Annotated in this window: 11 protein-coding genes; 10 read left to right on the top strand and 1 reads right to left on the bottom strand. The window is 35.4% G+C overall.

Annotation, left to right across the window (positions count from 1 at the left end; all coding sequences use genetic code 11):
• Window positions 1-168 precede the first annotated feature (168 nt).
• The 3 genes from ACEYOS_RS03745 (at window position 169) to ACEYOS_RS03735 (ending at window position 2,334) form a co-directional block, all read left to right on the top strand.
• Window positions 169-735 carry a hypothetical protein gene (locus tag ACEYOS_RS03745; protein WP_373710149.1) on the top strand — a complete coding sequence of 189 codons (567 nt, stop codon included), beginning with the start codon at window positions 169-171 and terminating at the stop codon, window positions 733-735.
• Between the two features lie 322 nt (window positions 736-1,057).
• Window positions 1,058-1,513, top strand: a complete 456-nt coding sequence (locus ACEYOS_RS03740; protein WP_373710148.1) for a hypothetical protein — start codon at window positions 1,058-1,060, stop codon at window positions 1,511-1,513.
• 197 nt (window positions 1,514-1,710) lie between these two features.
• Window positions 1,711-2,334, top strand: a complete 624-nt coding sequence (locus ACEYOS_RS03735; RefSeq protein WP_373797504.1) for a hypothetical protein — start codon at window positions 1,711-1,713, stop codon at window positions 2,332-2,334.
• Between the two features lie 87 nt (window positions 2,335-2,421).
• Here ACEYOS_RS03735 and ACEYOS_RS03730 read toward each other — a convergent pair whose 3' ends face one another.
• On the bottom strand, window positions 2,422-2,793 hold the full coding sequence (locus ACEYOS_RS03730; protein ID WP_373710146.1) for a potassium channel family protein: 372 nt from the start codon (window positions 2,791-2,793) through the stop codon (window positions 2,422-2,424).
• Between the two features lie 249 nt (window positions 2,794-3,042).
• Here ACEYOS_RS03730 and ACEYOS_RS03725 point away from each other — a divergent pair, with 249 nt between their 5' ends.
• From ACEYOS_RS03725 to ACEYOS_RS03695, 7 genes are all read left to right on the top strand, one after another.
• A complete protein-coding gene (locus ACEYOS_RS03725; RefSeq protein ID WP_373710145.1) occupies window positions 3,043-4,881 on the top strand; it encodes an FAD/NAD(P)-binding protein in 1,839 nt (612 codons plus the stop codon).
• A 27-nt stretch (window positions 4,882-4,908) separates the two neighbouring features.
• Window positions 4,909-5,415 (top strand): hypothetical protein, encoded by a 507-nt coding sequence (locus tag ACEYOS_RS03720; protein ID WP_373710144.1) that lies wholly within the window; start codon window positions 4,909-4,911, stop codon window positions 5,413-5,415.
• 35 nt (window positions 5,416-5,450) lie between these two features.
• A complete protein-coding gene (locus tag ACEYOS_RS03715; RefSeq protein WP_373710143.1) occupies window positions 5,451-6,590 on the top strand; it encodes a tetratricopeptide repeat protein in 1,140 nt (379 codons plus the stop codon).
• A gap of 112 nt (window positions 6,591-6,702) precedes the next feature.
• Window positions 6,703-7,788 (top strand): endonuclease/exonuclease/phosphatase family protein, encoded by a 1,086-nt coding sequence (locus tag ACEYOS_RS03710; protein ID WP_373710142.1) that lies wholly within the window; start codon window positions 6,703-6,705, stop codon window positions 7,786-7,788.
• 228 nt (window positions 7,789-8,016) lie between these two features.
• Window positions 8,017-9,081: a Gfo/Idh/MocA family oxidoreductase gene (locus ACEYOS_RS03705; protein ID WP_373797503.1), complete on the top strand. Its 1,065-nt coding sequence runs from the start codon at window positions 8,017-8,019 to the stop codon at window positions 9,079-9,081.
• A 104-nt stretch (window positions 9,082-9,185) separates the two neighbouring features.
• Window positions 9,186-10,328, top strand: coding sequence for a VWA domain-containing protein (locus tag ACEYOS_RS03700; RefSeq protein ID WP_373710140.1), 1,143 nt, complete (start codon window positions 9,186-9,188; stop codon window positions 10,326-10,328).
• Window positions 10,329-10,472: 144 nt separating this feature from the next.
• The gene (locus ACEYOS_RS03695; protein WP_373710139.1) at window positions 10,473-11,927 is read left to right on the top strand and encodes a sigma 54-interacting transcriptional regulator; all 1,455 of its coding nucleotides are present in this window, start codon (window positions 10,473-10,475) and stop codon (window positions 11,925-11,927) included.
• Window positions 11,928-12,268: the final 341 nt, after the last annotated feature.

The raw sequence follows: 12,268 nt of genomic DNA, 5'->3' as shown, positions 1-12,268 counted from the left end.
CTACTTATTTTTGGACGAAAAAAGAAAGCTAGGTTTAGTAAAAAGGATTCAAAAGCAAATCACTAAATTTGGTCTGACTAATGAAGATATCAGTTTCGCAACTAGCTGATTGTAAGTAAGAAATAAAAACGTTAGTCAGAAGCTTATAAAAATAACATACATAAGAAAATGGAAATTATATCTAAAATTTTAGAGGATTCTATAAATGAAGATAAATATTTAAGTATTTGGATATATAGTGATGATGAAACATTTTGGTGTGGAAAAATTCTTTCTTTCACAAATGATATTTTAACGTTTCAGCATTTTACGAAATATGGAAAGAAAGATGGTATCATATTTTTCCAACTAGCACAAATAAAAAATATTGATTTTGAAGACCAATACACTAAATCTATTGCATATGTAATTCAACATTCTGAAAAAATTGCAAAAGAAAATTCTATAGAAATTACAATCTTAGATGATGAAAATTGGAAAAATGATATATTAAATCAACTGAATAAAAAAACTGAAATAATAAGTAGCATAAAAGTTTATGGAGAATATTACACAGGTTTTATTTTTGAAGTTGATGAAGATAGCTTTATAATCAGATGCATTGATTCTCTTGGGATGGACCAAGGATTATCTATGTTTAAAACTGAAGATATTACTGATTTCAAATTGAACGACATTGATAACCGTAAACGATTGTTACTTTATAATTGGAGAAAAAGCCTGCAGATAACGTAGTATTTGCAAAAAACGCGATTAACGTTTTCTTTGAGAATTCATTTAATAAAACACGCAAAAATGCTTTGCATCTTTCAATTTTCACTAATATAGAAATCTGAAAAAGCATTCTGCTCCGGGAGGTTTTTCTTTCCACTTTTGGTTTGCAGTAGCCCGCCAACAGAAATATCCTAACGTCAGTATCGGTATTTTTAAAAAGACAATTCTTACAAACAATCATTTAAAAATAAAGCAACAACAAAAATTATATTAACCGATGAGGACAAAACTCTTATTTTTATTTATTTCATTTTTCTTTTCGATGCAAATTAAAGCACAAAAAATGGAACACTATAAATTAGAATTTCCTACAAGTTTTATACTCGGAAAACAGGACTTTTTAAAATCACAGATATTTATTTCAAAAAAAACATTATTAGAAAATGGATATAGTATAAGCAACCCTGGAAAAACAAATGAAAAAGAAAAAATTGCTTTATTTTCTGAAGGGTTCAATACCGATGACATTAATCAAATTTATTATGAGATTTATGCAAACAAACTTTCAGCAACACAAGAATCCTTTTATACAGTAGTTTTAGAATTTAACTCAGAAGAGAAATTGAATATAAATATGCGTATTGTGGATGAAGCCGGTCTATATTATCCAAGTTATTTTACCACTGACAAATACTTAATTATAATTGGTTGCGAGGATAGAAATTTGTTAGAAAATATTTCAAATTTCTACACAGAAAAGGTAGGAGCTCAATATTACTATCCTAAAAAACAACAATAAACTAACGCTAACATCAATTTGGCAATATGTCGGGTTTAGTGATAAATCGAAGATTGTCGTTCCTTCAAGTTCAGTGTTTATGAAAAGTTTTGGCTCCTTTATTCGCCACACCGCCAAGCGGAAAACGTTATCAAACATTTAAAAAAACACTATGAAACGATGGAATTATGAAATAAAAAATAATCCTAAAGATATTAGTGAAAAATCAGAATCTGCACTTAAGCCTGACGTCTATCAAAAACCTTTACTTTTATGCTATGACCAGCAAAAACCTTAAAAAACTTCGCACTATTTTAGTTTGTTTTTCGATGGTGTTCACTATCACAAACTGTTCAGAAAACAAAGCAAAATATATTGAGTTTACAAAAGGAAGACAGATGGATCCTCAAGCTCCGCGATTTGGGATAAAACTATCTGATGATAATCATGTTTATCTATGTGAGGAGAAAATGAATTCAGAAGAGGGATCTCATGCTTTAGGATATCATACGGGAAAATATAGATTTTATAAATCGGAAGGTAAAATCGATTTTTCGAAATATGAAACTTTAGTTTTAGAAAATTTCTCCACGGAAATTCCCAGAAACTTCATCAAAATTGCTGATGCAACTTTTGAACAAATCAATTTCAACTTAGAAAACCAAAACAGGATTCAAAATTTTTATGAGGTACAGCTACATTCAGATCAAGAGAATCTTTACAATCAAATTTGGAAATTAAAAGAAGACTTAAAATTTATGCAAATCGATTCGGTATACTTTCACCAAAAATTATTGCAGGAGAAACTTCCTGAACCGCCACCTCCGCCGCCCGCAAAATAATTTGAGCATCTTAACTTCAAAAATTAATCTATAAAAACCCCTGAAAGTTAAAGGCGAATCGACTTTGGAACACCAAATTATTATCTGTTAATCCTCGGAAATTTGTGTTTCATGAACGTGCTTTTCAACCATATGTTTGTGTCGCTGATGTTTCATTTCTTTACTTTGACGCAGCTCCTGAAAGTGGTGATTCATGGTGTTGACAAAAAATAAAATCAAAATCACACTGGTAAACATATAGAACACATTAAAGATTTTACCCGAATCACTTTCTGGTAAAACGCCCGCATTTCCGGTAGTAACCATTGTTGAAACGGCGTAATTTAAACAGTCGATCCACCGCCAATGTTCAAAATATCGAAATCCAAAAACACCAATCAGTAAAACGCCTAAGGTGGTGTAAATTAAATAGCGGTATCTCTTTTTGTTTAAAAAGCTTCTTGCAGTTGAGAAAATCATTGTATGTAATTTAAAAAGTAAATGTATTAAATCATCCCGAATATTAGTACAAGAACGATTTGTTCTGAAATTTAATTAATTGTTTCAACTTTCTTTAATTTTAATTTACATTTTTAAAAGGATGGGGAACGTTGACAGTTTTTGTTTGGCATAAAAATAATTATTCAATCGAAAAATCTATTATCTTTAATCCTCAAATTATTTTTGAATGTACTCAGGAAGAAATTTATATTTAAAATCTAGAATTTAATGAACACAACAAATTTGTCCAAAAGTGATTTGTCTGATATTGCAATCATCGGTAGCGGACCGACTGCACTGTATTTGCTGAAATATACCAGTGAAAATATTGATATTCTAAAAAAGGAAATTTCTAAAATAACCATTTTTGAAAAAGAGCAAATTTTAGGAATGGGTATGCCCTATTATCCAAAAACGACAGACATTTATAATCTTGCCAATATATCTTCTGAAGAAATTCCCATGCTCCAGGAATCGTTCGGAGACTGGCTTCGTCGCCAGGATTCCGCTTTATTAAAGGAACTGAATGTTACCGATTTACCTATCGATGATTCTGAAGTGTACAGCCGCGTTTCTTTAGGCCATTATTTCGAGGAACAGTTTAAAAAATTGATTTCTGTTCTGGAATCTGCCGGAATTCAAGTATTACAAAAAACAAGTTGTGAAGTTTTAGATATTTCAAAAGAAGATGATGGAAAATTAACCATCACAGACTGCAATGGCGAAGATCACCGCTACTCTACCATCGTCATTGCCAACGGACATGAATGGCGAGAAGAAGACCAGCCTAAATCAGGATATTACGCTTCTCCGTGGCCGATTCATAAATTAATTCCACAAAATAAAGAAGGTTATAATTTCCCGGTCGGAACTCTGGGCGCGTCCTTAAGTGCCTTTGATATCGTGACTTCTTTGGCCCATCGACACGGAACTTTTACTAAAGTTAATGGAAAACTGAGCTTTGAATTAAATAAAGAAAATCCCGATTTTAAAATTGTTTTACATTCCGCTGAAGGTTGGTTGCCTCACTTACAATATGAGCAAAAAGAACCGATCCGGGAGATTTACCGTCATTTTAATCGGCAACAATTATTAGATTTAATTGATGAAAATGGATTGATGCGCATTGAAGATTATTTTGATGAATTATGTCGACCTGCTTTAATAGAGGCTTTCCGCAAAGATCGTTTGACGCATGTGGTTGATCAACTGCAAGATTCAGATTTCAGTTTCAAAGATCTGGTCGAATTGATGTCGGAGAAACATGAGTATGTGAATTCTTTCGAAGGAATGAAGAAGGAAATGATCACCGCTAAAAATTCCATTAATCACAAAATTCCAATCTACTGGATGGAAACTTTGGATGATTTAATGTACAGTTTAAATTATCACGCCGAACTATTACCTGCCGAAGATCATCTGTTTTTTCATAAAGAAATTATGTCGTTTCTAATGAACGTCATTGCAGCTTTGCCTTTGCAGTCTGCCGAAATTCTTTTGGCTCTTTATGATGCAAATTGTATCGAGTTAAAATCTGGATTTGTCAATTTTCCCGAAGATGCTTTCGAGAATAACGAAACTAAAATCATCGTACAATCAGCCGATGGTAGTGAAGAAGAAATCAACTATCAGCTTTTCGTAAATTGTGGTGGCGGCAAAAAACTAGAATTAGCTGATTTTCCATTTCAATTTTTGGTCAAGCAAGGCGTTGTAAGCGTTGCAACTGCAAAATGTGCTGACGAAAAAGTTTGTAGAAAGCAATCTAAAACTTCGGATAAAATAGAATTAGTTAAAAATAAAGACGGTTTAGAAATGAAATTATCCGGTATTCAGATCGACTCAAGTTATCGAACCATCAACAAACAAGGACTTATTAATAATTTCCTTTATGACATCAACTTCACGCATACCAATGGATTAAGACCGTATTCGTATGGCTTACAAGCGTGCAGCGCAACGAGTTTAATTCTGGTAGAATCTTGGCTCGCAGAAATTGTGAATGATAAAAATGTCAGCGAAGAAATAGAAACCATTACCGAGTTGTATGAAGATATTGACGGATTGTAAAATACAGTTAAAAAAAACCAAATTTAAATGACCAACAGAGATTTTTTTAAGATTTTAATTAAAGTCGTCGGGCTTTATTTTTTCATTCAGGTACTTTTCACTTTTCTACCGTCGCAAATTGGATTTTTAAATTTCACCAGCGATTCCAGCAGTATGGTCGGAACGATTATATACGTTGTACTTATCATTCTATTCATTACAGCAATACTTTATTTTCTGATCAGATTTCCCGAAAAAATAATTGATCTATTTAAGTTGGACCAAAACTTTGATCAACAAAAGATTTCGATAAATAACTTCAACCAAAAAAATATTCTAACCATCGCCCTGATCATTATCGGTGGCTTTTTAGTGATTGAAAACATCAACACTTTGCTGTCCGGACTTTATCTGGTTTTCAGAAAAAGTATGAATCCATTATTTCCGGTAAGTGAAAACTCATCGATTGCTCTTATACTTCCTGCATTAAATCTACTGTTAGGAGGAATCCTTCTTACCTTTCGAAAAAATATTACCAATTATTTTGAGAAATAAACCTAATTAGTAATGTATTTAAATTTCACTCCTCAATGAAAAAATTTCTACTATTTATCACCCTTCTTTTCATTACCTATTCTTACGGACAAGCTGATGTAGGGACCAACTTTAAATTACTTTTCGAGCAGGAAAAGTATGATGAGATCATTAATTACAAGCCAAAAGATCACCAGCAACTTACTGCAAACGATTTGTTTTACAAAGGCAAAGCGTTTTACATGATGTCAGCAGATGAACAGGCCAATCAGTATTTTAACCTGGCAATTGAGAAAGGTCCAGTTTTCGGCAGCATGTACTTTCACAAAGGAATGATTCTTTTGTACGCCAAGAAATTCAATGAATCACTTCCTCTTTTTGAAAAAGCCATTTCATTATCTCCAACCGAATCTGATTTCTACGCCGGAAAAGCTGAAGCATTTTCTGCTTTAAAAAAGACAGATTCGGCTCAGGTTTATTTTGAAAAAGCCACTCAACATCCTTCCTGTAAGCCAAGAGCATTCGTCATGCTGGGTCAGATTTATCAAGGTCAAAATAAAAACGAACAAGCGTCAGCTTCTTACAAAAACGCCTTGAGCCAACTAAGCGAAAACGATGAAATGCATCAGAATACTTCTTTCAATCTGGGCCTCACCCAGCAACTTACGGGAAAAATCAATGAGGCAAAAAACACTTTTGAAAAGCATATTATACTCTACCCGACCGATTATCAAGCCGTTGCCAAAATGATCCAGATCTATTATGCGCTGGAACAATTCGAAAAAGCAATGCCTTTGAAAACGATACTCTACGCAGCGCATCAAAACAAGCAACTTAATTCTGATATGGAAAAGCAATTTTGCTTCGATCAGTTTATGTGGAAGGACCGAAGAGTCATGGCTTTCGAAAAATTTGCCGAACCTGATGATTTTCTTTTTGCGAAACATCATTTTTATGTCATGACCGATAATAATGAAATTGACTATCAGATCGATTCAGAATCCAGTGCCGCAATTCGAATGTCAAAATCAAAAAATAAATACGTTTTATGTTTAGTGAAAGATCAGTCGCATCACACGTATTGGCAATATGTATTCAATGATGACTATCAATATCCCGCCCTGAAAGTGGCCGTTTTAAGTATTCTGAACGAAAATATAAAACCTGCCGCCTCTTTTATTCCGGCAAAAAAATAAATGGACCGCAATTGACTTTTCGTTTAAATACCTCCGAAATTTTATTATCTTTATTGCCAATTAGTTCACTCTATTCCGCTACAGATAGCCGTACCGCACCTATTAAAAATTTATGCACCTATTTTATTATCTTTTAATTTCCGTCTGCATTATCTTCAGCATTTTACCCTTGGTTCGAAATCAACACTGGATTTTTCGGGTTTTGGAATTTGCGCGGTTTCAAGTCGCCATTCTTCAGTTGGCAGTTTTGGTTTTAGTACTTCTCTTTTTTACTCCGAAAACACTAATTTTTTGGACGACTGCCGCGGTGACTTTAGCTTTAATCGTTAACCATGTCGTCATTTTAATTCCGTACACCGTTATTTATAAAAGAAAGCCGGTGCAGAAAATTTCTAAAAACTCAGATCTGATCTCGATTATTTCGGTCAATGTTTATCAGTTTAATAAAGATTATCAGCAACTCATTACTTTGATCAATGAAGTTCAGCCCGATATTCTATTAACCATGGAATCTAATCAAGCTTGGGAAGATGCCTTAACCGTCATTGAAAACGACTATCCCAATTTTAAAAAAGTCCCTTTAGAAAACACGTACGGAATACATTTCTACACCAGATTAAGAGTAGAAAACATTAAGGTCAATTATTTTATCTCCGATGACTTACCGAGTATCGAAGCGTCTCTTTTGACAGAAAATGGAGAACGCTTCACGTTTTTTGGCGTTCATCCGCCACCGCCAAGTCCGACCGAAGAAGACACCTCAAAAGAAAGAGATGGTGAATTGCTGGCGGTTGCAAAAGCAGTGCGGGAAGTGAAAAACCCAGTCATCGTAACTGGAGATTTCAACAATGTCGCTTGGGCACGCTCCTCCATTTTATTTCGGAAAACTTCAGAATTAATTGATCCGCGAATCGGACGCGGATTTGTGGCAACCTTTCACGCCAAGTATCGACTGTTGCGCTTTCCCATCGATCTATTTTTCCATTCCACCGATATTTTCATCCAGGATTTCAAGACTTTACGCAATATTGGCAGCGATCATTTGCCGCTTTACTGTAGTTTTTCTATCAATAAAGAGGAAGATCTCCAGGAAGACGAAGTTGAAACCTTGCACGAAGATGACTTAGAACAGGTCGATGAACTTATCGAAAAAGGCATTGAAGAAGATGGCAATCGCCCCACCGTCGCGCAAGAATAGATTCAGTCTGGAATTGTGATCGATGACTCTGATTTTTAGGAGCATCAAGATTGCGACTTCTTTGAAAACCCGTCACGCTGTTCGCTATATCCACTCCCTGCTGTCGCAGAGTCGCGGGATGCCGCTGCCATCGTGGCTAGAACGACATGCAGTTTTTATTTTCACAGAATGATTCGGCAGTAATCTGAATCAAAATTATTTATAAATATATTTGTTAAAATTTAGAGTATGCAGTTAGTAAAAGTAGGAATTTGCGCCTTTGGAATGAGTGGAAAAGTGTTCCACGCTCCGTTTTTAAAAGAACATCCGGGATTTTTTATGTCGGCTATCGTAGAACGGTCCAAAGAAGAATCCAAAAGTAAATATCCAGAAACTGTAATTTTCAGATCGGTAGAAGAAATGCTGCAAAATGCGGACATTGATCTGGTCGTCGTCAATACGCCTGTCCAAACCCATTTTGAATATGTGAAAATGGCTTTAGAAGCAGGAAAAAATGTCATTGTCGAAAAACCATTTACCATCGACGTTTCCGAAGCCGAAGCTTTAGTAAAATTGGCACAGGAAAAAAATCTGTTCTTAAGCGTTTACCAAAATCGCAGATTCGATCGTGATTATCTTCAGGTTCAAAAAATAATCGAAGCAGGAAAACTAGGAAATTTAAAAGAAGTAGAGATCCGCTTCGATCGTTTCCGCACTGAACCAAGTGCGAAGGAACATAAAGAAAATCCGAAACTGAGAGGTTCGGGATCGCTTCATGATTTGGGTTCGCATCTTATCGATCAGGACACCCAACTGTTTGGCTTCCCCGATAAACTTTTTGCCAATGTTTTTTCAATGAAAGGTCCCGATTTCGCCAATGATTATTTTGAACTTCTACTCTATTATAAAAATCATTTACGCGTAAGATTAAAATCTTCCGTCTTCAGCAAAGAAGCACATTACGCCTACATTCTCCATGGCGACAAAGGAAGTTTCTTACAGGAAAGAACCGATGATCAGGAAAAAGAATTGGTTTCCGGTGCCATTCCGAGCTTCAACGAAGACTGGACAAAACCTTTAACCGAACCAGACGGAATCTTAAATTATTTAACTGAAAATTCCGACACCGAAAGAATTCTCACTTCCAGTGAACCGGGAAATTACATGAATTATTATCAGGAAATTTATGAACATATCGTTTTTGGTTATCCATTACCTTCACCTGCAGCAGAAATTATTCAGAATATGAAAATCATTGAAGCCGCTTTGGAAAGTTCGAAAGAAGGAAAGGTTGTTGGTTTAAAAGATTGCTAAATTTCGTTAAATCGAGATAACCATCATCAGATTTTTCTATGTCTCACAAGGTCTCTTTGGAACAATATTTCTATACCTTGCTGTCACTAATTAGGAGATAGAAAATGACGAATAGACAATTAAATTTCAACAAAGGTTTTACGTTCAAAAAATATACGCCCGAAGAAGTTTCCCATTTCGACCGGGTTTTTGACGTTTTTAAAGATTTGCTGACCCACACTTCCGGCGATATCGAAGAAGCTTTCGAATGGCTGGAAATGCTGGATAAAGAATATGATATCTTCACCGACGAATATACGCTGGCAGATTTTGAGGAAGATCTGAAAAAACGCGGTTACATCAAAGAAGAAAAAGAGGATAAAGACGGAAATACCGGCACGGGCAAAGGAAAAAACATATTGACCGCAAAACTGGAAGCAGCGCTGCGTGAATTTGCATTGGACCAGATTTTCGGAAAATTGAAAAAAACAGGAATCGGAAATCACAACACCAAAAAAGTTGGAGTTGGCGATGAGCGAGATGGCGAAAACCGAAACTTTCAATATGGCGATGATCTTTCAACTTTAAATATGACCGAAAGTTTGAAAAATGCGCAAATTAATAATGGCATTTCGGACCTTCGATTAACCGAAGATGACCTCATCGTAGAAGAAACCAAACATAAGGCTCAAATGAGTACAGTGTTGATGATCGACATCAGCCACTCCATGATTTTATACGGCGAAGATCGAATCACGCCCGCCAAAAAAGTTGCCATGGCTTTGGTCGAATTGATCAAACGAAAATATCCAAAAGATTCCATCGACATTATTGTTTTCGGAAATGAAGCCTGGCCGATTAAAATCAAAGATCTTCCTTATCTGCAAGTCGGACCTTATCATACCAACACGGTTGCTGGTTTGGAATTGGCGATGGATATTCTGCGTAGAAAACGAAATACGAATAAGCAGATCTTCATGATCACGGATGGAAAACCGAGTTGCATCAAATTACCGACAGGAGAGTTTTATATGAATAGCAACGGCTTAGATCAAATGATCGTTGATCAATGTTTGAACAAAGCTGCACAAGCACGAAAACTAAAAATTCCCATAACCACTTTTATGATCGCTCAGGATCCCTATTTGCGGAAATTCGTAGATGCTTTTACCGCTCAAAATAAAGGCAAAGCTTTTCTCACCGGACTTTCAGGTTTGGGAGAAATGATTTTTGAAGATTATGAGAAGAATAGAATAAAGAGAATTTAATAATTAGAGACTAAAAGAAGATAGACTGATAGATAATAGACTCTCAAATAGCAGTTTACGAGACTAATGAAAATCTTTGCGCTTATTGCGTTTTTCACTTGGCGTCTTTGCGAGAAAAAAATAAAAATAAATCATAATATATAAATGAAAAAAGATATCACATTTAAAGAATTAAAAGATTCAGGTTATACACACAAAACCATTAATCAAGAAATTCAGGCAAATTTAATTGCCAAGATCAAAGCAAAAGAGCCCGTTTTTGAAGGACTTTGGGGTTATGAAGACACTGTAGTTCCACAGTTGAAAAAAGCCATTTTGGCCGGACATCATATCAATCTTTTAGGATTGCGTGGGCAGGCAAAAACCAAAATTGCCAGAAGTATGGTTAGTTTACTTGATGAATATATGCCGATTGTAAAAGGTTCTGAGATTAACGACAGTCCTTTTAATCCGATCTCCAAATATGCTCGCGATCTAATCGACGAGAGTGGCGACGAAACCATGATCTCGTGGGTTCACCGCTCCAATCGTTTCTTTGAAAAACTGGCAACACCAGACGTCAATGTATCCGATCTGATTGGCGACATCGATCCAATTAAAGCAGCGTCTTTAAAGTTGCCTTATTCTGACGAACGTGTTTTGCATTACGGAATGATTCCAAGAGCCAACCGTTGTATTTTTGTATTGAATGAATTACCCGATTTACAAGCGAGAATTCAGGTTTCTCTATTCAACATTTTACAGGAAGGCGATATTCAGATCCGTGGTTTTCAGTTGAGAATGCCGTTGGATATTCAATTTGTCTTTACGGCAAATCCAGAAGATTATACCAATAGAGGAAGTATTGTAACCCCATTGAAAGACAGGATCGGTTCTCAGATCTTTACGCACTATCCAAGAACCATCGAATTGGCCCGTCAGATCACGGAGCAGGAAGCCCAGATTTCTGCACAGGACAAAGCCCAGATCACCGTGCCGAGTTTGGCAAAAGATCTTTTGGAAGAAGTTGCTTTTGCAGCGCGTGACAGCGAATATGTAGATGCGAAAAGTGGCGTGAGTGCCCGATTAACCATCAGCGCGATGGAAAACTTGATCGCCGCAGCGAAGTTACGTTTGATCGAATCGGATGCTGAAAACACGACGATCCGTTTGGTTGATTTCATGTCGATTATTCCATCGATCACCGGAAAAATTGAACTCGTGTACGAAGGCGAACAGGAAGGTGCAGATCACGTAGCGAAACTGTTGATCGATAAAGCAGTAATGACGCAGTTTGAAATGACTTTCCCACGTGTTCCAAAACTGGAAAAAGACGGCATCAAAACGCCTTATACCGACGTCATTAAATGGTTTAATAAAAATTCTTTAGAATTAAATTATGACGATACCGATGAAGATTTCTACATTAAACTCAATAATGTAACGCCACTTAACGATATTGTGGAAGAGTATGCTGAAAATTTCAGCGATGAAGACAAAGACTTTTCTAAAGAACTTATTTTATGGGCATTAACTCTTAATAAGAAATTGGACAAATCAGAAAATGAAAGCGCTTTTACTTTTGATTCCGCAGGAATTGGAAAATATTACAGCAATTAAGTTTTAGAAAAAAGAAGTCATTATAAAAATAACTTCACTCCATATCAACCTCATTTAAATTCGAATTTAAATGAGGTTTTTTTTTAGGAATAAATAACAAAGCCAATTGAAAATATTTTATCCAAATACAAGTTTATTTAATCAGGTATGGCTTTGAAAGCGGTTGATTGACTTAGATTAACATAATCCTTTTGTTTATTTGCGGTTTAAAGAAATCTGGACGAATCTTACATTTCGATTTCTATATTTTTCAATTCGTATATTTCCTCTATTTCAAACAACTAAAAACAAAATTCAGTTTCTATGTAACAAATATTTGCTTCCCCTACTTACCAAGCAAA

The sequence above is a fragment of the Kaistella sp. genome (genome assembly GCF_041824135.1).
Lineage (GTDB): Bacteria > Bacteroidota > Bacteroidia > Flavobacteriales > Weeksellaceae > Kaistella.
The sequence above is the reverse complement of the archived record's forward strand: the minus strand, read 5'-3'. Positions and strand labels throughout refer to the sequence as shown.